General features: G+C 59.4%; 16 protein-coding genes and 1 pseudogene. 8 read left to right on the top strand and 9 right to left on the bottom strand.

Features of this window, described 5'->3' with window-relative positions:
* The 5 genes and pseudogenes from WCA85_RS30705 to WCA85_RS30685 form a co-directional block, all read right to left on the bottom strand.
* Positions 1-748, bottom strand: a pseudogene (locus tag WCA85_RS30705) (3-oxoacyl-ACP reductase); the annotation flags it as partial.
* A gap of 265 nt (positions 749-1,013) precedes the next feature.
* Positions 1,014-3,512, bottom strand: coding sequence for an acyl-CoA dehydrogenase (locus WCA85_RS30700; RefSeq protein ID WP_424068711.1), 2,499 nt, complete (start codon positions 3,510-3,512; stop codon positions 1,014-1,016).
* Between the two features lie 176 nt (positions 3,513-3,688).
* Positions 3,689-4,558 carry a TetR/AcrR family transcriptional regulator gene (locus WCA85_RS30695; RefSeq protein WP_424068709.1) on the bottom strand — a complete coding sequence of 290 codons (870 nt, stop codon included), beginning with the start codon at positions 4,556-4,558 and terminating at the stop codon, positions 3,689-3,691.
* Positions 4,559-4,852: 294 nt separating this feature from the next.
* On the bottom strand, positions 4,853-6,070 hold the full coding sequence (locus tag WCA85_RS30690; protein WP_424068707.1) for an MFS transporter: 1,218 nt from the start codon (positions 6,068-6,070) through the stop codon (positions 4,853-4,855).
* 333 nt (positions 6,071-6,403) lie between these two features.
* Positions 6,404-7,963 (bottom strand): hypothetical protein, encoded by a 1,560-nt coding sequence (locus WCA85_RS30685; protein ID WP_424068705.1) that lies wholly within the window; start codon positions 7,961-7,963, stop codon positions 6,404-6,406.
* Positions 7,964-8,509: 546 nt separating this feature from the next.
* Between WCA85_RS30685 and WCA85_RS30680 the strand changes: the two genes are divergently transcribed.
* Positions 8,510-9,868, top strand: a complete 1,359-nt coding sequence (locus WCA85_RS30680) for a chloride channel protein (protein WP_424068703.1) — start codon at positions 8,510-8,512, stop codon at positions 9,866-9,868.
* Between the two features lie 31 nt (positions 9,869-9,899).
* Here WCA85_RS30680 and WCA85_RS30675 read toward each other — a convergent pair whose 3' ends face one another.
* Positions 9,900-11,618 (bottom strand): 6-pyruvoyl-tetrahydropterin synthase-related protein, encoded by a 1,719-nt coding sequence (locus tag WCA85_RS30675; RefSeq protein ID WP_424068701.1) that lies wholly within the window; start codon positions 11,616-11,618, stop codon positions 9,900-9,902.
* A gap of 320 nt (positions 11,619-11,938) precedes the next feature.
* Between WCA85_RS30675 and WCA85_RS30670 the strand changes: the two genes are divergently transcribed.
* The 4 genes from WCA85_RS30670 to WCA85_RS30655 all read left to right on the top strand — a co-directional run bounded on the left by WCA85_RS30670 (position 11,939) and on the right by WCA85_RS30655 (position 15,774).
* A complete protein-coding gene (locus WCA85_RS30670; RefSeq protein WP_424068699.1) occupies positions 11,939-13,081 on the top strand; it encodes an acyltransferase family protein in 1,143 nt (380 codons plus the stop codon).
* A 78-nt stretch (positions 13,082-13,159) separates the two neighbouring features.
* The gene (locus tag WCA85_RS30665) at positions 13,160-14,737 is read left to right on the top strand and encodes a hypothetical protein (protein ID WP_424068698.1); all 1,578 of its coding nucleotides are present in this window, start codon (positions 13,160-13,162) and stop codon (positions 14,735-14,737) included.
* 349 nt (positions 14,738-15,086) lie between these two features.
* Positions 15,087-15,359, top strand: a complete 273-nt coding sequence (locus tag WCA85_RS30660; RefSeq protein ID WP_424068717.1) for a ParB/Srx family N-terminal domain-containing protein — start codon at positions 15,087-15,089, stop codon at positions 15,357-15,359.
* A 139-nt stretch (positions 15,360-15,498) separates the two neighbouring features.
* The gene (locus WCA85_RS30655; RefSeq protein ID WP_424068696.1) at positions 15,499-15,774 is read left to right on the top strand and encodes a GlsB/YeaQ/YmgE family stress response membrane protein; all 276 of its coding nucleotides are present in this window, start codon (positions 15,499-15,501) and stop codon (positions 15,772-15,774) included.
* Positions 15,775-16,020: 246 nt separating this feature from the next.
* On the opposite strand, the gene WCA85_RS30650 is transcribed toward WCA85_RS30655, so the two are convergent.
* On the bottom strand, positions 16,021-16,278 hold the full coding sequence (locus tag WCA85_RS30650; protein ID WP_424068694.1) for a hypothetical protein: 258 nt from the start codon (positions 16,276-16,278) through the stop codon (positions 16,021-16,023).
* A gap of 393 nt (positions 16,279-16,671) precedes the next feature.
* Here WCA85_RS30650 and WCA85_RS30645 point away from each other — a divergent pair, with 393 nt between their 5' ends.
* On the top strand, positions 16,672-19,122 hold the full coding sequence (locus WCA85_RS30645; protein WP_424068692.1) for a beta strand repeat-containing protein: 2,451 nt from the start codon (positions 16,672-16,674) through the stop codon (positions 19,120-19,122).
* A 424-nt stretch (positions 19,123-19,546) separates the two neighbouring features.
* Here WCA85_RS30645 and WCA85_RS30640 read toward each other — a convergent pair whose 3' ends face one another.
* Positions 19,547-20,041: a DUF2846 domain-containing protein gene (locus WCA85_RS30640; RefSeq protein ID WP_424068690.1), complete on the bottom strand. Its 495-nt coding sequence runs from the start codon at positions 20,039-20,041 to the stop codon at positions 19,547-19,549.
* Positions 20,042-20,155: 114 nt separating this feature from the next.
* Between WCA85_RS30640 and WCA85_RS30635 the strand changes: the two genes are divergently transcribed.
* Positions 20,156-20,872 (top strand): EAL domain-containing protein, encoded by a 717-nt coding sequence (locus WCA85_RS30635; protein ID WP_424068688.1) that lies wholly within the window; start codon positions 20,156-20,158, stop codon positions 20,870-20,872.
* A gap of 171 nt (positions 20,873-21,043) precedes the next feature.
* Here the strand turns inward: WCA85_RS30635 and WCA85_RS30630 are convergent, their stop codons facing one another.
* Positions 21,044-22,024 (bottom strand): LysR family transcriptional regulator, encoded by a 981-nt coding sequence (locus tag WCA85_RS30630; protein WP_424068715.1) that lies wholly within the window; start codon positions 22,022-22,024, stop codon positions 21,044-21,046.
* A gap of 94 nt (positions 22,025-22,118) precedes the next feature.
* Here WCA85_RS30630 and WCA85_RS30625 point away from each other — a divergent pair, with 94 nt between their 5' ends.
* Positions 22,119-23,522 carry a M20 family metallopeptidase gene (locus tag WCA85_RS30625; RefSeq protein WP_424068686.1) on the top strand — a complete coding sequence of 468 codons (1,404 nt, stop codon included), beginning with the start codon at positions 22,119-22,121 and terminating at the stop codon, positions 23,520-23,522.
* Positions 23,523-23,768 lie beyond the last annotated feature (246 nt).

The raw sequence follows: 23,768 nt of genomic DNA, 5'->3' as shown, positions 1-23,768 counted from the left end.
CACCCGCACCCGCACCCGCACCCGCACCCGCACCCGCACCGGTGCCAGAGCCAGAGCCAGAGCCAGAGCCAGAGCCAGAGCCAGAGCCAGAGCCAGAGCCAGAGCCAGCGGTGATGCGTACCACCTGCCCCGACACGTAGGCCGAGCGCGGTGAGAGAAAGAAGCGCAAGGTCGCCTCCATCTCGCGTTCGGCGCCTGGCGCGACGTACAGAAGGTTTGACGTGATGCCCCGCCGGGCTTCCTTGCCGAGCGAACGCGTGAGCCCTTCGAGCGCCCGTTGCGCCGTCCATTGGCGCGGTGCTTTGCATGCCTCTGGCGGTCGTCCCAGGACGACGATCCGCCCGCACTTGCCGAGCGAACGCAGTGCATCATGGAAGAACCCGTACAGCGAATCGAACTGCGTGCTGTCGTCGATCCCACTCGCGTCGAACACCAGGGCGGCGAGGCGCCCATGCGAACCGCCCTCAGCCGGCTCGAAGCGGCCCGTCATCAGACCGTGACGTGTGGCAAGCGGTACCCATAGCCCTGCACTTTGATGCGCGACGCTGGTCAATCCGGTGCGTGCAATCACGTCAGCAAGCGCACCGAGCAAATGCGGCTCACGTCCCGCGCCGACCGCGACCAGTCCATCGAATTCAGGCTGGTCCGCGCGATAGCGGCGCAATACCTCGGGCTTCGGCAAGCCGAGCGAGCGCACGAGGCGCGCGCCAAACGGCGAGTTCACGAAGTTCAGGTAAGTGTCGTTCATGTTCCATCACTCCGCTCGCCAATCGGGATGGCGTTGCCCATGGGGATTGCCCGCTTGTCGTGCTTGGTGCGCGAGGCGCGGACCTCCCTCGTTCGTACTCTGCGCGTGCTTTCCTGCGAGTGCGTTAGTGTGCACGGTGCGCTGCTTGTGTAGCAACTTTTCGGGGCGCGTTTCTTACAACGCATTTAATCGTTCATGCAGTAGCTTATGCGGTGCCGCATGCAGTGATTCATGCGGCAACTCAAGCAACGGTTAGCGCGGCAAATCACGCAGCCAGCTGCATGGCCTTCTCCAGCGCCTCCTTGCGCCGCTGCAAACTCTCGAGCATGCCGAAGTCCGCCTCGAAGTCGTCCACTTTCACCAACTCCGCGCCGTAGCGTGCATAGTCGTCCAGAGCCTGCCGCTCGTCGGCGTCGATCAGCCCTTGCTGTTGCGCATCGGCAGTCCATTCGCCGAGATGCGCGAGACTTTGCGGCATCGGTGTGAGCAGACCTTGTTTGACAGCGTCGCGCAGTTTCTGGTCGATCGCGGTGATGCGCGGATTCAACGCGAACAGCAACTCGCCGTAACCGAGCGGGTCGACATCGGGATGCGGCACATACGAGTCGGACACCAGCCGCTCGCGCGCGGCGCCCGGCGTTTGCATCAGCTCGGCGATTGCGCCGCCGAGGTCGTCGGCCGGAGCGCGATACGGCAAACCAAACGGAAACGCCAGCAAGCGCACGAGGCCCGCAACGACGCGGTTCGGATAGTTGACGAGCACGCCATCAATGGCCTCTTGCGCCTGATGCAATGCGTCCTCCACCCCCCAGCACACGAGCGGCAGATCGCTTTCCTGGCGGCCTTCGTCTTCAAAGCGCTTGAGGGTTGCGGAGATCAGATAGAGCTGCGAGAGCACGTCGCCAAGCCGCGCGGAAATGCGTTCGCGCCGTTTCAGATCGCCGCCGAGCACGAACATCGACACGTCCGCAAGTAGCGCGAACACGGTCGAGATACGCGTGGCAGCACGGTAGTACGGCACGAGCGGCGCATAGGCGCGCTGCGGCTTGCCGATGAAGGCGCCTGCCGTGATGCCATAGACGAAACTGCGCACCACGTTCGACAACGTGAAACTCACGTGGCCGAAGAAGGCTTCGTCGCAGTCGCGCAATGCTTTTGCGTGGTCGCTCTCACGGGTCGCAGCCATTTCCTTGAGCACATACGGATGGCAGCGGATCGCGCCCTGGCCGAAGATGATCAGGCAGCGCGTCAGGATGTTGGCGCCTTCGACCGTGATCGCAATCGGCACCTGCTGATAGGCACGCGCGAGGAAATTCGACGGCCCCATGCAGATGCCCTTGCCAGCGGCGACATCCATGCCGTCGTTAATGACCTTGCGGGCGCGCTCCGTGATGTGATACTTCGCGATGGCGGAGATCACCGAGGGTTTTTCGCCGAGATCGACAGCGTGCGCGGAGAGGCGGCGAGCCGCGTCCATCACGTAGAGGTTGCCGCCCATGCGCCCGAGTGCTTCCTGCACGCCCTCGAACTTGCCGACAGCGGTGCGGAACTGGCGACGCACGGCGGCATACGCGCCGGTGCCGCGCACCGCGATTTTCGCCATCCCCACGTTCGACGACGGCAGCGAGATCGCCCGCCCGGCCGCCAGACACTCCATCAGCATGCGCCAGCCGTTGCCGACTTGCGCGCGCCCGCCGATCACCCAGTCAATCGGAATGAACACGTCTTTGCCCGAGTTCGGGCCGTTCTGGAATACCGCATTGAGCGGCCAGTGACGGCGGCCAATGTTGACGCCCGGATGCGAAGTGGGGATCAGCGCGCAGGTGATGCCGGGTTCGTCCTCGGAGCCGAGAAGGTGATCGGGATCGAGCGCGCGGAAGGCGAGTCCCAGCACGGTCGCGATCGGTCCAAGCGTGATGTAGCGCTTGTCCCACGTCACGCGAAAGCCGAGCGTCTCACGGCCCTCGAAGGTGCCCTTGCAAACCACGCCGATGTCGGGAATCGCGGCCGCATCCGAGCCCGCATATGGACTGGTCAACGCGAAGCAAGGAATCTCGACGCCGCGCGCGAGACGCGGCAGGTAGTGGTTTTTCTGTTCCTCGGTGCCGTAGTGCATCAGCAGCTCCGCCGGCCCGAGCGAGTTCGGCACCATCACCGAGACGGCGGCCGCCGAGCAGCGTGTGGCCAGTTTCATGATCACCTGCGAGTGCGCGTACGCTGAGAACTCCTTACCGCCGTACTGCTTCGGGATGATCATGCCGAGAAACCCGCGTTCCTTGATGTATTGCCATGTCTGCGGCGACAGGTCTTGCCAGATCGCGGTGGTTTCCCAGTCATTCGCGAGATCGCACAGGTGCTGGCATTCGACATCGAGAAACGATTGTTCTTCCGCAGTGAGCGTGGCGGGGCCGTGTCCGAGCAACGTGTCCCAGTGTGGGCGACCAGAGAACAGGGCGGCGTCCCACCAGACAGTGCCGGCTTCGATGGCGTCACGCTCGGTCGGCGACATCTCCGGCAGGATCTTGCGAAAGATGCCGAGCACCCGGTTGGAGATCCACAAGCGGCGCAGTGGTTTGAGCGTCAATACGAGGGCCGGCAGCACGAATACGATCGCCAGCACAACGGTCGCGACAGAACCCGCGGCGCCGCTCAGATGGGCGGCGGCGACCCACACGACGAGAAACGCAAGCCACCAGGAGGCGCGCGCCTGTATATAAACAAGCGCTGCAGCGGCGACAACCAGCACAATGAAGAACCATAACATGACGTTTCCTCCCGTTTGATGGTGCGTGCATACGCGTGCGCATGCGCACGATCCCTCAAGGTTCGCGTTCGATCGCGTTTTATGTTGGACAGCAGATACGGTGCCAGGTGCGCCTGGCGACCACCGGGCGGCCAGTGAGCGCCTGACTCACTGGCCCGCTCCGGTTCATCCTCAGCTCAGACCGTGCCGTGCGCGGTGTGCCGCAATGGGCCCGACACGCCGGCCGGTTTGCCCCGACGTTCCGGTGTGCCGGCCGCTACGCCGGGTTCACTTGCCATATGCGCAGCAGGCGGGTTGGCGCCGTCGTGGTCACTGCAGTCGCTGTCGCCGTCTGCCGTGCCATCGGCAGCATCACCGAGTACTGCCGCGAAGTTTGCCAGTTGGCTTGCATCGGGCAGCGGTGCCTTGAGCGCGGCCACCATCAGCGAAGCGAGCCGGGCGATCAGTTGCAGATCGTTCATCGACTTGCCCTGCGAGAACTCCGAGATCAGGCTGTCGGTGTCGGTGCCGGCCAGCACACCGGACAGCGCACCAATCGCAAAGTGCAGGCGCCAGCCGAGTTCTTCTCGCGGCAGATGCGGCAACGCGCGCTGGAAGGCCTCGAAGAAGCGCTCTGCCACCGATGCGTAATGCCCGTTCAGGAAGTCGCGAATGAACGATGATGGATCGGTATAGGCCCGCCCCAACAGACGCAGAAATGCCTTGCCGCCCACATGCGGATCGCGCGAGAGACGCAGCGCCGGAATGAACATCGCGCCAAGCACGTGTTCGCAGGTTAGCCGCGCGCCGAGCATGGCGTCGAAGCGCTCGAGCAGCTTGATCCGCTCCAGATTCAGGCGGTCGAGGCGGCGCGAGAGCATCGCGTGGATCAGCGCTTCCTTGCTGCCGAAGTGATAGTTGACCGCTGCGAGATTGACCTCGGCGCGCGAGGTGATCTGGCGCAGCGACATGGCCTCATAGCCGCATTCAATGAACAATGTTTCAGCGGCGTCGAGGATGCGGGACTTCGTGTCGCCGGCGTGCCGGCCTGTCGAGCGAACTGCCATGTTGCGTCTCCCATTGCTGGTATCCCAGCCGCAAACAAGCGATTCAAGTGCATATTTGAAACGACCGTTTTTTTCAGGATAAGAAGGATGAGGTTCAGGTGGCAAGGGTTGGGCGTGGACGGACTCCTCTAAAAATGCGTGGCTGCGGTGCATCAAAACGCGGCGCGCGCGGGAATAAAAAAAGGCCGTCCCGATCGAAATCGGGACGGCCTCGTCTTACAGTCTGGCGTGGCGGCCTGAGGCCGCCTGTGATGTATTTTCGGTGCTGCAGGTGCTACATAGATGACGCGGGTTCTAGACCGCGGCCACCTCTTTTGCTGATTGCGTCATATCTATGCCGCGCCGTTCACGACTAAACGGAATCAGTACCGCAATTACCACGGCCACGATGCCGATCACGACCGCCATCACGAGTGCATAGTTGTTGCCGTGCTGCTCGGCGAGGCCCGCTTGCATCGGCGCGTTGACGGACGAGAGCAGGTTGCCGAGCTGATACACGAGGCCCGGGAAAGTGGCGCGGATTTCATCCGGCGAGATTTCGTTCAGATGGACCGGAATCACGCCCCATGCGCCTTGCACCGAGATCTGCATCAGGAATGCGCCGACGGCGAGCAGGACAGGTGTGGTCGAAAAAGCCCACAGCGGCAACACCGGCAGTGCAATCAACGCCGCGATGAAGATGGCGCGCTTGCGGCCGATCCGTTCCGACATAAAGCCGAAAAAGAGACCGCCGATGATGGCGCCGATATTCAGCACGATCGTGATCAGCGAGACCGTATGCGCATCGAAACCGTGCTGTATGCGCAAGAAGGTCGGATACAGATCCTGCGAGCCGTGCGAGAAGAAGTTGAACGCCGTCATCAGGATGATCGCGTAGATCGACAGCGCGACGTTCTTCTTCAGCGTGGCGATCAGGCCGGGCCTTGCACGCTTTTCCATGGTCTTGAATGCGGGCGATTCCGGTACATGCGCACGCACGTAGAGCACCAGCAGGGCAGGCAGCACGCCGACCATGAACATGCCGCGCCAGCCGATGTACTGGTACAACACACCGAACACGACCGAGGCGAGCAGGTAGCCGCTCGGGTAGCCCGCCTGCAAGAGGCCGGAGACTATGCCGCGCGATTTCGCCGGTACGGTCTCCATGGTCAGGGCGCCGCCCACGCCCCATTCACCACCCATCGCGATCCCGAAGAGGGCACGCAGCACGAGCAGGGTGGTGAGGTTGGGGGAGAAGCCGGACAGCAGTTCGAGCAACGAATAGCACGCGATGTTGACCATCAGCGTGGGGCGGCGGCCGAATTTGTCAGCGAGCCAGCCGAAAATGAGCGCGCCGACCGGCCGCATCATGAGGCTCAGGGTGATCCCAAAAGCGACGGTCTTTACGTCAGTGCCAAACTCACTGGCGATATCTTTCAATATGAACACCATTAGAAAGAAATCGAATGCGTCCAGTGTCCACCCCAGGTAGGCGGCAATCGTGACGTTTTTCTGCTCCCGAGTCCAACTCATGTGTTTTTTCTCCAAGTCTCCGAACAACCCGTGCCTTACGGCGAGTCGCTTTGCTACCCGCACGCCCCGTGGTGCGGGCTTCGTGGGAGTGTACGCTGAGCGTTAAGCGTCTGCATGCTTGAAATGCGCTTTCTCAGTGAATGTCCCTAAGCTTTGGACAGGACGCGCGCCCGGGGCGGTGTCTCAGTGTTTGGGGAGTGTAATAAATGGGACAAGCCGACATCCAGTCCAGAGATGGCGGCTTGTGGTGTTTTTGGTGGTTTCTAAGGAATCGGTTCGCTGCGCTTGCAGCGAACCGTCCGTAAAGGCCCCGCGGTCTTGAGATTGCTGCCATTACTGGGCAGGTAGTTCGATTCCTAGCTCAGCGAGACTGGAAATAATCGGCTTGAAGTGGCTGCTGAGTTTGTAGACGCAGATCACCTTGCCCAGATGCTCCTGATTGCCGTCGTTGTTGCAGACGTAGATTTCCTTGAAGTCCGGGAGAATTTCAAGAAAAGTATATTTGGGATCGTCAGTATCCAGTTTGCGGACATAAACGTCAGGCATTCCGAAATCAGAATGCAGGTAATTCGACAGCAGTGCGGCATAGTTGGCTTTGTTTTTGTTTTCTGCGACAAACCGATCGTTCAGACCCACCGTGTCGAAGAATTTCTTCTCGGAGAATGCAGCCAATTTTCCGGCTTCCGGCGATGCGATGCTAATGCCGTCGAATTTACTGAGATTTTTCCCGATCTCTGCAAAATCGCCATGATCGGCATGCAGCATCTTGGCGTCCTTCTTTTCGGAAGAGAGGAGGCCAGCGTTGCCGAAAGCCAAAAGCAAAGCAATCCCGAAAAGCAGTATATAGCCTCGCTTTTCAGCCACACCCGACTTTACGATGAAGTCATAAAAATGAACGATGGAGAACGAGATCCCAATGAGCAAGGGCAATTGAAAGCGGTAGGCCACATCCATGATCGGCAATACCGAAAATAGATAGGCGTAATAGACAACACACGCGCCGTAAATGGGGAGGTATTTTCTCGATTCGTTGACGCCGAGCAGAATCGTGGAAATGAGCGCGAGAATAATCAGCGGGGTCAGGTAGCCCAGAAAGCTCAACTGGTATCCCGCGATATAGTTGTACTGCGACCCCGGTAGGCGACCCAGGAGAAGATCGGTTAGGGCGAATTTCAGGCTTGCGGAAAGCGGAAGGGCGGTACCAGTAGAGATCTTGGCTAAAAACAGGGAAAGCAAACCGGCGGCAAGCGCGCCGAGAAGCAACAGACCCCCATGTTTCACGCGCTGGGAAAGGCTAACCGGGGACAGCAGAATGGCGCACAGGAAAAGTGAAAGTGGAAACAGCGGCAAATCGGGCCGCACGAGGGCCATGAACCCCGAAAACAGGCCGAGCCAGATAGATTCCTTGCCCGAAGCTCGGCACGTCCTCAGCAAATAAATGGAAAACGCCACGAAAAAGAGTGTGATTGAAGTTTCGAGTCCGTTGCCCGATGCCACGACAAAATACGGGCTTGAAATGATCGGGATCAACGGGCAGAGCGCTATCCAGCGATTCTTCGAATTGAAATTTCGAATGGACGCTGCATAGATGGTCAATAAGGTGAGAATTGCGAAAATCAGGCCTGTATACGAATTGACAGAAATGACGTTGAACCGGGTGAGCTTCGCAAGCAGGGTGACAAGCGTCAACCACGCCACGCCCGTGGTTCCCTGTACCGGGCCGGAGTTCCTGTTCCATTCATAAAGGAAGCCATCCACGCCGTTTTGGGCGTAACGGTGCATGATGTAGCTGTCTTCAAAATCCGCCGGAAACGGCATGAAAAAACAGGCCATCCAGATGAAGGTTACCAACGCCATCAAGAGCATTAAATATCTGTAATGTATGGCTTTCATTTGGCTTTTCACTTTCTGGTCGGATCTACTAAATCCAGCTCGCGTCTCGGACGGCGGCTGCCGGGGCGGGAATACGTTTTAAGTCATCTCCATGCCATGACAGGAATATGACGGGAAGCGGAAACGTCGCTGCGCTCACTTTTAGATGGAATAGCTGCCAATGCACTATGATGGTGTACAGACGAATACCGGATACGCCCGGCCTGGATAAGGCAGCATTCCATTTTCTGTTCCTCGCCACGTAGTGACATGAATCCGGAGCGCGCCTGTTTCTTCGCGTGATACACACTTAACAATCTAGCAGCATAAAATCTCCAGCAATGTGCGCTGGGTAACGCGTTTTAAAGCACAGCCATTCAGAAGGGTGGCATCATAATCAATTCGAAAGCTTTCTTGAAGAAAGATGTTTGGTTGGCGTCGATGTGGCGGGGGCAGACGTCCTGGTTATGCACTGCTTGCATCAGTGAAGTTTAAAAAGTAATTTGCCTCATGGTGCGGTGCGCAATATTATCTTGAACACCGATCCCCCTGCTTTCTGCCCACGTCATGTCAACCAGCTCCATTCCGAACGGGGAAGCGCCCCGCCAGCAAAGCCCGCTTATCGTATTCGTCAGCGTGACTCTTCTGACGGGCATCGGCGCGGGTCTCGGCGGGATGTTGCTGGCCTTGCTACTCCACTGGATTCAACACGTGGCCTTCGGCTACAGCCTGACCCACGTCGTCAGCAGCGAGAGTTTTCTGGAGGGTGTGACAACCGCTGCGCCCGGGCGCCGGGTACTGGTGCTGGTGGCGTGCGGCCTCGTCGCAGGGCTCGGCTGGTGGACGCTGTACCGGTTCGGGCGGCCGCTAGTCAGTATCAAGAAAGCGGTGAAGTCGGACGATCCACGCATGCCTGTCGTCAGCACGGTAGTGCACGCGCTGCTGCAGATCGTGACGGTCGCGTTGGGCTCACCGCTCGGACGCGAGGTGGCCCCGCGCGAGATCGGCTCGGTTTGGGCCGGCTGGCTGTCGCATCGGGCGGGCTTGTCGGTTGCCGAGAGGCGGATCATGGTCGCATGCGGCGCGGGCGCAGGTCTTGCCGCGGTCTACAACGTGCCGCTCGGCGGCGCGGTATTCGTGCTCGAAGTGCTGTTGGGCACCTTTGGCTGGGCGGCGCTCGTGCCGGCCGTCGCCACCTCGGCGATTGCCGCCGTGGTGGCGTGGATTGGTCTCGGCAATGAACATCAGTATCAGGTGCAGCAACTCGCGCTCGGCACGCCGCTTGTCGTATGGTCGGCAGTGTGCGGGCCGGTTTTCGGGTTGGCGGCGTGGGGCTTCGTCTGGCTGACAACCCGGGCCCGCGCTCACGCACCGAAGGACTGGCAATTGCCGGTACTTGCGCTGGTCAACTTTGCGATCATCGGCGCGCTGGCGGTGTACTTTCCACAGTTGCTGGGCAACGGTAAAGGGCCCGCGGGTCTGTCATTCAATAGCGAGTTGACGATTGGACTCGCGGCGATACTGCTAATCCTCAAGGTCGCCATCACAGCGGGCACCCTGCGCGCGGGTGCCGAAGGCGGCCTGCTCACACCGGGCCTCGCGAATGGGGCGCTGCTTGCCATTGTGCTCGGCGGTGTGTGGAACCTGATATGGCCGGGTACGTCCACAGGGGCGTTCGCGATTGTGGGCGCTGCCGCCTTCCTCGCGGCGTCGATGCAGATGCCGCTGACCGCGATCGTACTCATCCTCGAGTTCACGCGGGTCAGTCATGACTTCCTGATTCCCATTCTGCTCGCTGTGGCGGGATCGGTCTCGACCTTCAAACTGCTGGCGAGCGGCAAGCTCGCTTTCTCGAACAAACCTGCGCAGCCTGCGGTGCTAGTGAAGGCGCGTGCGGCGGCGATGATGGAAAGCGCGGGCGATTGAGCGGGATCGATGTGGGTCGCAGCGAGTGCGGTCAGTGCCACAACGGCGCCAGTTTGGCGCGCCACGCCAGCACGGTCAGCTCGAGCCAGTTGCGCTGTCTGACGGTGACGGTCCATTGACCGGGCGGCAGAGCGAAATCGATAAACAGACTGTCTGTCCGTGGAGGGATCGTGGTCGTCCCGTTCGTCGCATAGCTTTCCAGCATTGATGTCGAGAACTGGTTGATCCGTAGGGTCCCGCCAGCCGCGCACGTCACGGGTAGTTGCAGAAGGTGCAGCGTGGATGGATGAGCCATGGCCGGGTAGCGGCAGCCGTCAGCTTCGATGAATGGACGCGGCGCCGGCAGGATCGTCGAGATGGGAGTTTTGAACACATCGGTGCGGGCCAGAACCGGGTGAAGTGCCGCCGGCAGGTATTCGCCCCCGGCATCTGGACCGATCACCTGGTGGGGAGGAACTTCGCGATTCAACTCCGCATGCGACATTGCGAGCTCTGCGGGCCAATAAGGCGACTTTATGTGAAGTCCGATGCTGGCGAGACGTGCAGCATTCGCCAGCGCAAACAGCAGGATTGCAAACTGCACATAACGTTTGGTACGGGGCTGGAGTTGTCCCAGCAGTCCGGCAACGGCGGCCAGGCAAAGCGGGGTAGCGACCGACAGCAGGCGAAAGGGGAACTGGATGAATTCGAGCGGCCCACCGAGTAGCCAGAATGGCCGCGTGATTTTCATCGTCATGAATACGATGGCAAGACTGATGCAACCCAGCACAAACGCGGCGCGCATGCGCGGATCGGTGACCCGGCGCGCACGGAATGCGTACAACGCCACGCCGGCCATCAACGCAAAGTAAGGCCAGCCGAAACTCGAAAGCGGTGAGGGTGACAGCAAGTCCGAGAGACCAAGCAGATGGTTCTCAACCCCCCCCCCAATGAAGGCCTGGGCGGGAGAGAATTCGGCGCTCCAGAAATTAAATGGGACGTAGAAGAAACCGATGAACACAACCAGCGCGAGCATGGTCGCGATCAGCGCGAGGTACGCCTTGCGTGTCGAGATACACAGATAGACGACCACCGGAAGCAGCACGCCGAACGCCATCGCGGCCACCAGCACGTGCGCAAGTTCGAGTAGGAGCAGGGTCGCCAGCAGCGCCGCGGCTTTCGTCATGCCGAAGCGGCCTTCGCGCGCATCGAGCACCAGCGCGACAACGAACGGGATCAGCGCGGCGGCGCTGTAATCCGCAACAGTGCCGAAGTAGATCTTGAGCATATAGTACGGCGCGAGGACCGACGCCGTGGCCATTGCCGAACTCGAGATCCGGTCCCCTCCTAGCCGTCGCGCGCACAGGTAGATACCGGCGAACAGCGTCGCCGAAAACGTGAGGATCGTCAGCCGGTAGCCGATAACGATGTCTCCGCTGGCGATGCTCAGTGCCGCGCCTATCACGTTTAACAGCTTGTGATAAAAGAACGGCAACGGCGACCCGTAGCCATTCGCATCGAGCGGCGTCCATGTCGATAGCACGTTGAACGACCTGAGTTCGGCGGTCCATACGTAAAGGTGGGAGAACGACAGATAGGTGTCCCATTCGCGCCGGATCGGGGCAAACAGGATGGCGAATACATACGCCGCCAGCGCGATGCCCATCATGCCGACGTACAGCCTGACACCCGGCAAGCGGACGCGTATGGCATCCCCGTACGGCAGGTGCCGTTTGAGGTCCAGCGAACTGGCTTCGGGCGATTGGGACATGGTCAGCGGGTGGCGTTGGTTCGTGTCAATTCGGACGGGCGCTGTGGGACGACCACGGGCGCAGCGCGGAGATGGCGACGCTGGCATAGTGGGGCGCGAGCCGCTGACAGTCTGTTCCCTGCCGCACAAATTCGGAAGGCTGTACTTCAGACCGCCAGCGCTTTTAGCTATCCGAATGGATTTACGTTCTGCTTACCGCGCTACACGGTTCGCCAGAACACAGAACAGCTCCAGAAAACCGGGAATCATTGATGCGCGGAAGATCTGCTTCGGCGATCTGACGTATGTGCTCGCATACATCCCACCGAAATGGAGCTACGATGGACCAGGACAAGCGCTATGGGCAACTCGATGCGCTGCGCGGGGTAGCCGCGTTGACGGTCGTACTCTCGCACTTCGCGCTGCTGGCTCCTTCGGAACTCTTGAGCCGCTTGCCGTGGCGTCTGTTCGGCGGCGGCCGTGAGGCGGTGATCCTGTTCTTCACCTTGAGCGGATTCGTTCTTACCCTGCAGATCTATGGAAGGCGCAGACTGACCTTCAGTGAGTTCGTGATCCGACGCATTTGCCGAATTTATCTGCCTTATCTGGGCGCGGTGGCCTTCGCCTTTGTGTGTTACACCCTCTGCTATCGCGGCACGGTCCCCTGGGCGGGCAAGTGGTTCAACGACGTCTGGCCGTCGACGCTCGCCAACGTCAGTCTGGCGCAACACGTGCTGTTCGTCCTGCCGTTCGAAACCTATCGTCTGGACCCCATCATCTGGTCCCTCGTGTATGAGATGCGTATTTCCTTACTATTCATGCCGGTCGTATTCATCGTGTTCAGCGTACCGGCCTGGCAGGCCATTGGCGGCGCAGCAGCGTTGTCGGTTGCCGTCTGCATTTACGCCGCACAGACAAATCATCCCCTTTTGCAGGCAAGCGGGAACGCCGAATGGCTTCCCACGTTGCACTATCTTCTGATGTTCGTGACGGGCGCGGTGCTGGCCCGGCATCGCGACAGCATCGCCCAGTGGCTGCGCAAAACGCGCGGCGTCGGCGTGATCCTGCTTGCCGGCTCGCTCGTGCTGTATGAAGTGGCGGGGCGGCTCGCCGTTCTCCCGTGGGCCGAGGCCCGGGTGTATCTGTTTGACTGGCTGGTGATGCTTGCCGTCTGCGGCATCATCGCTTGCGCCATTGCGCTGCCGTGGTTTTCCCGGCTCCTCCAGATTCCGCCACTGTCGTTTCTGGGCAAGATCTCATACAGCTTGTACCTGTATCACGCCATTGTGCTGTTCGCGCTCATTCATCTGGTCGGCAATCGCCTGGGTGTGGTGCCGTCCCTGGCGCTCGTCGCAGCGCTGATCGTTCCGGTTAGTCATTTGGGTTACGTTCTCGTCGAACGCCCGGGGATGCGCCTTGGCAGTCGCTTGTCCCGCAGGTTCATTGCAAGAGCCATGCCGCGTAATGTCGCCGCGTCGGATTGACTCTCCGGGGACAGGCGCACTGAGCCAGGCTAAGTGCGCCTTCGTCTGTACTGCTTTCCTACGTCCGCAAGGCTACTCATGAGCGTCGTATCCAATGCCGCCCCCAAGGGCATCAACTGGATTTCCAGTGAACGGCTGGACCGTGTCCTCTTGATGTGCACCGTTGCCATCGCCGGGATGCTGTTCTGGATTGCGCCTCGGCCCGGCATGGTCGATCTGCCCCAGCACGCGGCTCAGGTCGCGATCTGGCGTGATCTTGCAACAGGTACTTCGCGCTGGAGCGATCTCGTCAGGATCAACTATTTCACACCGTACCTTTTGGGTTACGGACTGGCATTGATATTTTCGTTCATCATGCCGATCGTGGCGGCCCTGAAGCTCGTGATGATGCTCGCGTTCTATGGCTACGTGGCAGCGGGCGTCAAGTTGCGCGAAGAATTCAAGGCCGACCGGCGTCTAGACTGGCTTTTAGTGCCTGGCTTTTTTGGTTTCGCGTACCAATGGGGCTTCTATAGTTATCTGGTTGCGACGCCGCTGGCCCTTCTGTTTCTGATTCTGGCGCGCCGCTTTGCGCAAACGCGCAGTGTGTCCGGCGGACTTCTTCTTTGTCTCGCAGGCATCGGTTTGTTTTTCTCCCACGGACTCGTATTCCTGTTTGCATGCGCGACCGGTGCCGCATTTATTCCGTTTATCTGCAGAACCCCCCTACGGGTACTAGCGGCGCTCGCTCCGTACGCCGTGCTTGGGCTGTTGGCGCTCGGATACAACTTTGCGCTTCACCATAACGATCTGCTGGTGCCAAGCGGGGTCGAACTTTCATGGAGCTGGGCCATCTTTGAAGGTTGGCACCGAAGCTTCACGTTCCTGCTCTATACAGTCGCGACGACAAAGCAGGACTGGTACCTTCTGCTGGGAGTGGTTTTTCTACTGGCAGCACCCTGGCTAATGGGAGCCAAACTGAACAGGAAGGATCCCACAGCCTTCGTCATGATTGCTGCCGTCCTGGGCATCTGGTTCGTAGTCCCTTCAGACGCTCTCGGTGTGTCGGCCCTCTACCAACGTTTCGCAATATTTCTCCTGCCTGCGTACGTGTTGGTGTTTCGCGAGGTTGCGCCGGGTGACGTGCCTGTTTCGTCGAAAGGGCGTCAATGGCTCGACAGTTCATGGTTTGTGCGGACCGCAGTTGTGTTGTTCTGCTGGTGCTTTTTGTGCGTTATCGGCATACGGCAACATCGGTTCGCGCTAGCGAGCGCTCCCTTTGAGGAAGTGCTCGCGGCCGCTGAACCGGGCCAGCGCGCACTCAATGTCGTCTTCGCGCCCGAGAGCGCCGACATCCACAACGCGTTTACCTACCTTCACTATCCGCTCTGGTATCAGGTGGACAAGGGCGGTTTCGTAGATTTCAATTTTGCAACCGCTCTGCCGCAAATTGTGCGGTTCAGGCCCGACCGCGTGCCGGCCGCGGTGAATCAGGTACTAATAGAGGGTCCACGGAAGTTCGACTGGCATGCGGTGCAGGGACGTATCTATCGATATTTCTTTGTCCACCATACTGCGCCGCTTCCCGTCGGCATGTTCAATAACGACGAGTGTGAGGTCGTGCTTGTGAAAGACGCGGGGGATTGGTCTCTTTTCGAACGCCGTACTTGCCGGTGAAGCAGCTTGCAGAAAGCGGGCGTGAGAAACTAAGGCCTTACAAGCGATGCTTGTAAGGCCTTTTGGTTTATGAGAGTTTGCCATCACACGATGGACAGTTTGCGGGGATAGAGTGGCTTATCGCTAACATTTAAACCAGCGCAAAACGTTCGCGATCCTGATTAATAAGAAGTGGGATGCAGAGTGTTTGGCGAGCCATGCTACATACTGCAAGTGAGCGAGAAAGTGTGACGATATCGGCGCGAAAAGTTCGTTGCACACTAAACTGTCTGGATAGAGCGAGACGAGCAATGACGAAGACCATCAACATAAAGATTGTGCGGAAGCGAAGCGCAAACATCTCGAGTCCCTGAATGCGAAAGGACTCAAGCAGTTTATAAAAACGGTTCCGATACCGACGGTGCTTGCAAAACACGACCGACACTTTGTCATCGACCATCATCATCTTGCGCGTGCGTTGTCGGATAGTGCCATCCGGGACGCATTCGCCGAAGTCGTCGCAGACCTGTCGGGACTTTCGGACGGCAAGTTTTGGGATGCGGTTATTGAACGAAGATGGGCTCACCCCTACGACGAACACGGCATTCTCCAGGCAAATGATTTAAAGGCGTGGCAAAGGTAGCTCTCAGAGGTGCTGTTGCCCCACAGCATTTCTACTCAGACGCTCGACCCATAGCAGGAACGGCGTTTGCTCGTGTGCGATACCAGTCGCTCGCCTTGCGTGCAAAGGCGAGAGAAATTCAACCTAGGAGGAACGAACAATGGACCCGGTCTCGCATGGAATCATATTTTGGCTCATCATCGGTGGCATCGCTGGCGCCTTGGCCGGTCGGGTTGTCGATGGCGGTGGCTTCGGCATTATTATTGACATCATAGTGGGCATCGTCGGGGCGTTTATCGGAGGTTGGCTTGGTGGAGTGCTCGGCCTGCACCTGGGTGCCGGCATCATTGGGTCACTCATTACCGCCTTTATTGGAGCAGTCATTCTGCTCTTCATCGTGCGGCTCTTTAGTGGTGGCCGCGCTCGTCAGCTCTGACAATCTCGACTAGCTTTCCAACCTGACGTTGGGTACGTCTCGGTGGTTACAAGACGTACCCAACAGTCCTCGCTCGGTTCAATTCGGGCCCGCATCAAATACAACGCCAAAGGGCTTTGTGGCTCGCGGCAGACGTCGTCCGAAACGCTCACCATAACCTCGGCTTGCCAGGAGGCAAGCGTGGCGACAAGCAGGGCCTTGTGCTTCACCTGAATGCCTATCGTCGACTGAGCACGTGACGGGTCGCTATTGTTGCGACGACTGCTGCGCGGATCCATGCTTCTCCTGAGCGTTGGCAGCAGCCTCCTTTTTGTCCTTCTTCGCCGCCTCATGATGCCCAACGGCACATCCTCCTGCCGCACCTGCCGTTGCGTGACCATTGCCCACAAAGTGTCCGGCAGTCCCACCGACCGCGGCGCCCTTCAGGCAGCCCTCGCCGTACGCCAAGCTTGTAATGCCGAATAGCACAGCGGCAACTGCGCCCATGGTTCGTTTCGTATTCATTCTGCTACTCCCTAATGTTGATTAACTCGTCTGGCAATGATGAGGTCGACATTCTGCGGTCACACAGACAGCATTAAAAACGTCTCTCTGGTTTCGGCCGACCCAAGCGCTGCGTGTGATATCCCGCGCATCGTTCGTGCCTGGGCATACGACAACGCTGTCGAGATTGTCAGATCGCAGTTTTGTGCCGCACTTGTTTGCTTACGCAGATGAAGCGCGCGAGATCACGTTTCAATGACCTCGTAAGATTCGCCGCGCTGCGGAAAAATAAAGCGGTAAACCGCACATTTACCTCCATCGAATCCGCGTTCAATAGCCGCTCCGTGGGTCTCATGTGTCGTCGTGCATGCGACGGCGAGTGGACATGGGGACACATTTCTGGGGGAGATTCACATGCTCCTTAACCATCGTGGTGCCACCGCGACACAACTCAATCGTGCCCGCTTTTTTCACGCTTCTTTTCCTGCTTCATCACGCATCCCCGCTTTTCCGCCTTTCCGTCTGAACGCGCGAAGTACACTGCTCTGTACGCTGCTGTTTGCAGAAGTCGTGTGGCTTCCGTGCTCGAATGCTGCTCCGCCGCTGCCGCAAAGCGGGCAGTTCGTCGCAGGCTCGGGAAACATCGCACGCAACGGCGCGAATCTGAACATCACGCAGTCGAGCACGAACGGCGTCATCGATTGGTGCAGTTTTTCGATCGGCGCGCGAAATACCGTCTCTTTCAGCAACGGTACTGGCGCAACACTCAATCGCGTGACAGGCAACGAAATGTCCTTGCTCGACGGCAAGCTGACTGCGACAGGCAGCGTGTATCTGATCAACCCACAAGGCGTGCTCGTCGGGCCGAATGGGCTCGTGACTACGGGCGGCCGTTTCGTGGCGTCGACGCTCGATGTCGACGACAACTCGTTCATGGCAGGCGGCCCATTGACGTTGAATGGCACATCTAACGGTGTTGTTGTCAACCTTGGCCGAATCAGTTCGAGCGGCGGCGACGTGTTCCTCGTTGCAAGCAAGGCAGTGGCCAATCTCGGCACCATTAGCGCCCCGAACGGCACGGCAGAACTCGCCGCCGGCACTCAGGTGTTGCTACAGGATTCATCCACGGGGCAGCAGGTGTTTGTGCAGACCGGCAACGGCAGCAACGCACTCAATGCAGGCACGATCCGCGCAGCGCAGATAGATCTGCAAGCCACGGACGGCAACGTCTACGCGCTCGCCGGAAATCACAGCGTGTTGCGCGCAACCGGCACCACCACGCGCGACGGTCACGTATGGCTCGTAGCGGATGGCGGCACCGTCAACGCGCAGAATGCCGACATCAGTGCGACGAATGCAGATGGCAGCGGCGGAACGTTGGACACCAGCGGCAACACGCTGAACATCAATGGCGCAAACGTCCATGCCGCTCAATGGAATCTCACGGCACCGGTCTTCACGATCGGAGGTGCGACTGCGATTACGCTCGCGGGCAATCTGTCGCGTGGCACCTCGGTCACGGTGAACGCCACGGGCGCGAACGGGGCCACCGGTGATATCAACGTGCAGGACGGCATGACGTGGAACGGTGCATCGACGCTCGCACTCAATGCGTACCACTCCATCTCGCTGGCGCCCGGCATGACGATTGCCAACAAAGGCGCTGGCAATCTGACGCTGCGCGCCGATTCAACCGCCATCGACAACGGTGGCAGCGTGACAAACCTGGGGACGATTGACTGGTCCGGGAGCACCGGCATCGTGTCCGCACTGTACGACATGAACGGTACGTACACGGCTGGCGCAATAGACAGCAACAGCGCCTGGAGCGCCGCGCCGTTTAGCGGTCTTGTCACGCAGGTCACTGCCTATCAACTTGTCAACTCCATTGCCGATCTGGAGGCGGTAAACAACAACCTTGCGGGTGACTACGCGCTAGGGACCAATGTGATTGCGCCGGCAATGACCAGCGTACCCGCGCTCGGCAGCGTGAGCGGCACGCCCTTCACCGGTCAATTCGACGGCATGGGGTACTCGCTCACCATTCCGGCTCTGTTTGGCCAACCCGATGTGAGTACCGTCGGTACAGGCCTGTTCTCTGTGATCGGCACAACAGGCGTGGTGCGCAACCTCAATCTGAGCGCCCTTGCCATTTCCGATGGACCCGACGGTTTGCTTGCGGGAGAGAACGACGGGCTTGTCACGCACGTCAACATAAGCGGCAGGGTGTCGGGCCAAAATGACGCCAACGTCACGCCCGGTCCAGCGGCAGGAGGCATTGTTGCGATCAATCGCGGCACAATCGAGCAATCGTCAGAGAGCGCGTTCGTATCCGGCGTAGGCATCGCTACGGGTGGCGCAGTCGGTGAGAACTTCGGCACCATAATCCAGGTCGCTGCAACCGGGACCATTTTTTCCGGGATTACCGGCCCGACCGGCGGGCTCGTCGGGCTCAATGCGGGTACCGTCAACGAATCGTATTCAACGGGGACGGTTGGCTCGGAGGCGGTCCGCGGGGGCCTCGTCGGCGAAAACACTGGCACTATCCAGCAGTCCTACACGGCGTCGCCGCAAGTGGTGGTCGTAGGCATAGTCGGCGGCCTTGCTGGCTCGAACCAGGGCACCATTGCAAACGATGTGTATTGGAACATTTCCGTAGAGCCGGGCCTTGAGCCGGGCGTTGGTTTTCCGGCCGGTGGTGTCGGATCGGGCACCCCTGTGCCAGCGTCTAGCACTTTGACGACCGCGCAGATGAGCACGGCGGCGAGCTTCGGGCCAACCTGGAACTTTGGAGCCGGCGGCGTGTGGGCGTTGCCCGCGGGCGCTGCGTCGCCGGTGCTGCAGTGGCAGCTAGCACAGCCTTGAGCTTTAGCGCAGCGCGCTAGTGCGTTAGCGGGGAAAGGGAATGCGAGCGGTCACTAGCTAGCTTCATTCCCGTTTTCCCGCCGCCATCACCTCAAGCCAATGTTCAAAATCATTCGCTGCGGCTCCGGCAGCTTTGCGGCGTCGTAGCTTTGTGAGTGCAACCGGCCAGTATCAGCCACAGCTCCTCTCCGGGTACATCGTTGACACCCGGAGAGGAGCTGTGGCTAAGTGCTAATGTCGCAACACTCCGGGAGATGTTTCTTATTGATACCCGTTAGCGCGGGCTGAATCGTGGTGATTGCGACAAAGCGGGGATCCAGCGGCCAGACTGTGCCGGTCACTTCACGGGAACTGTGCCGGGCGGGTGTAGGCCCGAAATAGAAGGGGGAGCGCTGAGGGACAGTCGTTGCGCTCCCCGAGGCGATTACATCTTGCTGGACGTCGTCACGCTCGTCTGCGGACCCACCACGACGGTCGGAGCCGCATCGCCGACGTACTTAAGCGTCTGAATTTCCGACTGCGCGGTTTCCGGGTAGTCGAGCGTCGGCGTGATGTGTCCAACCAGCACGCCCATGCTGACTGCCGTGCGCACGTACTTCGTCTCGCCGGCCTTCAGGTTGAACGTGATCGTCTTTGTCACCTCTGTCGCGGTAGCGACGGTATAGCTGCCCGCCGGTTCGTCGACGTAGAAGAAGCCGCCAGCCTTCGAATGGCCGACCACCTTGTCATTGAGCTTGATCTCGGGTTGGAGCATTGCGCCTGCAAACGAATCCGAGCGGAAGAAGTAGATTCGGCCATCGTCAGGCGCGAGCGTCGGGATCGACGACGCCACGTCTTTGTATTGCGGCCCGGACGCGCAACCGGCCGCGAGCAGCGCAGCGCCGCCGGCGAGCAGCAGGGTTCGATAGAAGCTTTTCATGCGAGGTCTCTCACGGGGATGAATGTCGACGGACAGCCGAAAGGCATAGCCTCCCGTCGCCTATTCCAGCCGGCGAATAGCCGGACGGACTTTCTGAAGATCTTTTGAATTGGCATGGACGCCATTGCTTGCCTTTCCTTAGGCAATAACGTCAGCGTTTATGAAATCTTTAGAAAGTATTTAAGGCGACATTCGGGTTGTGCTGAAAAGATGCAAAAAAAGGCTTTACTTGAATTTCGCCGCATTGGTTGGAGGAGCGGGGCACGCCGCTCCGGGCCGGCGATTTCCGTCGCGGTGAATCTCTCGCCAATCCAGTTTGACTTGCCGGACCTGGTAGCTCGTGTCGACGCGCTGGTCGACGCTGCCGGGGTCGATCCGTCTCGCCTGATGTTCGAGATCACCGAAACGGCAGCGATGCAGAACATCGAGAAGACGAGCCGCACAATTGAACGATTGCAGTCGCGCGGCTATAGCGTCGCCATTGACGATTTCGGTACCGGATATTCGAGTCTCGGCTATCTGCAGCGCTTCAGATTCGATCAGATCAAGATTGACGGCTCGTTCATGCGTGATCTTGACACCGGTGGCCAGCGCGGCAGTGCATTACTATCCGCCGTCGTGACACTCGCGCGCGCCTTGCAAATCGAGGTTGTGGCGGAATGTGTGGAGACGGAGTCGCAGTTACGAACGCTCAGCGAACTTGCCTGCGATCAGATGCAGGGCTTCCTGATGAGCCGGCCGTTGCCCGCTGCCGAGTTCCTTGCGTTCCTGCGTTGCGCCGCGGACCGGATCGTCGTCACAGGCAGCGCCTGCGCCACGCTAGCGGGGTGAGGACGTGCGCCGGCCCCAGTCCTGGTTCGATGCCTGCCCCGATATCCTCAGCTCCGCCAAATCGTCTAAACCAGACAATGGTGCCCCGGACGGGATAAGCACCCGCACGCCTCTCGGCGCTACAAGCTCAAGATAGCGGGTCTACCAATTCCGCTACCTGGGCAAAGGGGGCTACCGGGTAGCCCGACTTCCAGCACGACGTTTCTTGACTTGCACGCCATTGGCGGACTCGCCAGGCAAGCCCTCACGTAAGGCTTTCTTCAACGCCGCCAGAAAGTGCTGCACCGACGTCGGCAAACGACGCTCCTTCATAGCAGTGACCTGGAGATGCCGCTCATTCAATAATGGTTCGTCAATTCGCTTTGCGAGCCACGAGCAATCCCCCTGCATGCCTCGAAGAGAGATAGCACTGCCAAGCGTAATTGTGTCTGTCAGCGCGGCAAAATGATGCATCGCACTGGAGTTGTTGCTCGTGAGTAACGGTTCAAGGAGTTTCTCCCGAGCTGAGCAGCACCAATCTAGCAATTGGCGAACCGTTGTTCCGCGCTCAAGGATCGCAACGGGATAAGCAAGCAGATCATCGAGCGAGAGGACGTCCTTCTGCGCCAGGGGATGCGACGAGCGCAGCAGCGCGCACACGGGCGCGTTTGTGCTGTATTCAACGTTTAAGGCTGTCGACGTAGAAGTAGAGAAAGCGACGCCCAGGTCGACTTCGCCTAACGTGACCCAGTTCTCGACCTGAGCGGGCGTGCCAGACTTCAAAACAAACCGTGTTCGAGGATGTTCGGCATAGTAGGCGGCCAACACGCCTGGGAGAAAGTAACGTGTGAACCCCTCGGTGCAACCAACGCGGACGATTCCCTTCCCGAGAGCGTGTGCTTCCGATATTTCGTTGATAACTGCGTCACCGTCCATGAGTGCGCGCCGTGCATGCTGAGCCAGGAGTTCACCTGACTCGGTCAGGACCATGCCGCGCGCCGTTCGCTCGAAAAGGGCGGTTCCTACTTCCTGTTCCAGCTTGGTAATCTGCCGACTGATGGCGGAGATCGCAACGTGCAGGTTCTCAGACGCTGCTGCGAGCGAACCGGCGCGTGCGACTTCAACGAAATACCTCAACCCAATCCCATGTAGCAATTTCACCTCTTGGAGCATTGCCATTTCGGCAATGCTATCCGCAAATTTTGAAATTGTGGCGAATTTTTGGCGTTTCTAAAATCTGGCTAACCCTCACCAGACAGGAGATGTTGTGAAGGAAGCTGCGAACACCCGTGCCGCTGCAATTTCGACGGCTGTCCGAACGCTGGATTCCGGCGCCTTTCTCGCAGACCTTCGGAGAAGAGTCGCGTTTCGCACCGAAAGCCAGAATCCGGCTCAGTCCCATTCACTGCATGCCTACCTTTCGGATGAAATTGCTCCGCTCCTGGCGGCGATGGGTTTCGCAAGCCGTATCGTCCTAAACCCTGCTTCCGGAACCGCGCCGTTTCTCATCGCCGAACGTATTGAGGGGCGGGAACTGCCGACAGTGTTGACCTATGGACATGGCGACGTGGTGCGCGGTTACGACGAACAATGGCGTAGCGGACTAAAGCCTTGGGAAATCGTCGTCGAGGGTGACCGATGGTACGGGCGAGGCACGGCTGACAACAAGGGTCAGCATTCAGTCAATTTCGCCGCCCTCGCCGCGGTACTCGACGCGCGCAATGGAAAACTCGGCTACAACGTCAAGGTCATCTTTGAAACAGGCGAAGAAATCAGCTCGCCGGGCCTCAACGAAGTATGCGCAGCCGAAAGTGAAGCGCTTTCCTCAGATGTCTTCCTCGCGTCCGACGGGCCACGAGTATCAGCAGAGCGGCCGACCCTCTTTCTGGGGTCACGGGGGGCGGTGCCGTTCGACCTGATCGTCGACCTGCGGGAAGGGGGCCACCATTCGGGCAACTGGGGTGGAGTACTGCGCAATCCAGCGGTCGTTCTATCGCATGCAATCGCGAGTCTGGTCGACCGCAACGGCCGCATCGTGGTCGACGGCTTGCGCCCGCCCGCAATCACGGATGCGGTGCGCGAAGCGCTCGCCGATATCGAACTTGGACGAGATGAAAGTTCTCCTGAAATTGACCCCACCTGGGGCGAACCAGGATTGACGCCGACCGAGCGGGTCATTGGATGGAATGCGCTCGAAGTTCTCGCCTTCAAATCCGGCAACGCCGACGCACCCGTGAACGCAATTCCACCGGTCGCGAAAGCGGTCTGCCAGTTGAGGTTTGTCGTCGGCACGGACTGGGAACATCTACGCGAGCATCTCGAGACGCATTTTGCTGAACTGGGGTTCAAAGAGGTTCAGGTGAAGGTATCGCCCGGGACGCCGGCCACTCGACTCGAGCTCGACAATCCGTGGGTTAGCTGGGCACTTGATTCGATGTGCAAAACGACGGACAAAAAGCCGGCGCTCTTACCGAATCTGGGTGGCACCGTCCCGAACGACGTATTCGCCAGAACGCTCGGTTTGCCAACGCTGTGGATACCGCACTCATTCCCCGCCTGCAATCAGCATGCACCCAACGAGCACCTTTTGGGTTCCGTTGCCCGTGAGGCGCTCGCAGTCATGGCCGGAATCTGGTGGGACCTCGGCGAGAGCGCACCCGGATCGCCGTAACTGCCTGACCCTTCTTTTCAGATTACGTGGGTCTGCGGAGGAGCACGGGCATACCCGGGCTCCCTGGGCGATTGCGCCTAAATCCTTCATGTCGGTAAGTAATGTTGAAATTAAGAAGGGGTAGCTCAGACACGTCTTTCTGCGCCACCACGTAAGAAAAACCTTCGGACTTCTGGTTTTTACACGCGCTTTTCGGTCAGGTGCTGAAACGGGCTCGCCACGTTGGACAGGTTGGCACGCCCCCGG

The organism is Paraburkholderia sp. (assembly GCF_049581445.1).
Lineage (GTDB): Bacteria > Pseudomonadota > Gammaproteobacteria > Burkholderiales > Burkholderiaceae > Paraburkholderia.
Note: the sequence above shows the minus strand (reverse complement) of the source record. Positions and strands in the feature narration are given on the sequence as shown.

Bases quoted from the DNA above. Each gene is read 5' to 3' on its own strand.
- WCA85_RS30670 (WP_424068699.1), top strand. From the start codon at position 11,939: ATGGACCAGGACAAGCGCTATGGGCAACTCGATGCGCTGCGCGGGGTA.
- WCA85_RS30680 (WP_424068703.1), top strand. From the start codon at position 8,510: ATGTCAACCAGCTCCATTCCGAACGGGGAAGCGCCCCGCCAGCAAAGC.
- WCA85_RS30665 (WP_424068698.1), top strand. From the start codon at position 13,160: ATGAGCGTCGTATCCAATGCCGCCCCCAAGGGCATCAACTGGATTTCC.
- WCA85_RS30675 (WP_424068701.1), bottom strand. From the start codon at position 11,618: ATGTCCCAATCGCCCGAAGCCAGTTCGCTGGACCTCAAACGGCACCTG.
- WCA85_RS30690 (WP_424068707.1), bottom strand. From the start codon at position 6,070: ATGAGTTGGACTCGGGAGCAGAAAAACGTCACGATTGCCGCCTACCTG.
- WCA85_RS30655 (WP_424068696.1), top strand. From the start codon at position 15,499: ATGGACCCGGTCTCGCATGGAATCATATTTTGGCTCATCATCGGTGGC.
- WCA85_RS30695 (WP_424068709.1), bottom strand. From the start codon at position 4,558: ATGGCAGTTCGCTCGACAGGCCGGCACGCCGGCGACACGAAGTCCCGC.
- WCA85_RS30650 (WP_424068694.1), bottom strand. From the start codon at position 16,278: ATGAATACGAAACGAACCATGGGCGCAGTTGCCGCTGTGCTATTCGGC.
- WCA85_RS30630 (WP_424068715.1), bottom strand. From the start codon at position 22,024: ATGCTCCAAGAGGTGAAATTGCTACATGGGATTGGGTTGAGGTATTTC.
- WCA85_RS30635 (WP_424068688.1), top strand. From the start codon at position 20,156: ATGGACGCCATTGCTTGCCTTTCCTTAGGCAATAACGTCAGCGTTTAT.
- WCA85_RS30685 (WP_424068705.1), bottom strand. From the start codon at position 7,963: ATGAAAGCCATACATTACAGATATTTAATGCTCTTGATGGCGTTGGTA.
- WCA85_RS30640 (WP_424068690.1), bottom strand. From the start codon at position 20,041: ATGAAAAGCTTCTATCGAACCCTGCTGCTCGCCGGCGGCGCTGCGCTG.
- WCA85_RS30700 (WP_424068711.1), bottom strand. From the start codon at position 3,512: ATGTTATGGTTCTTCATTGTGCTGGTTGTCGCCGCTGCAGCGCTTGTT.
- WCA85_RS30645 (WP_424068692.1), top strand. From the start codon at position 16,672: ATGCTCCTTAACCATCGTGGTGCCACCGCGACACAACTCAATCGTGCC.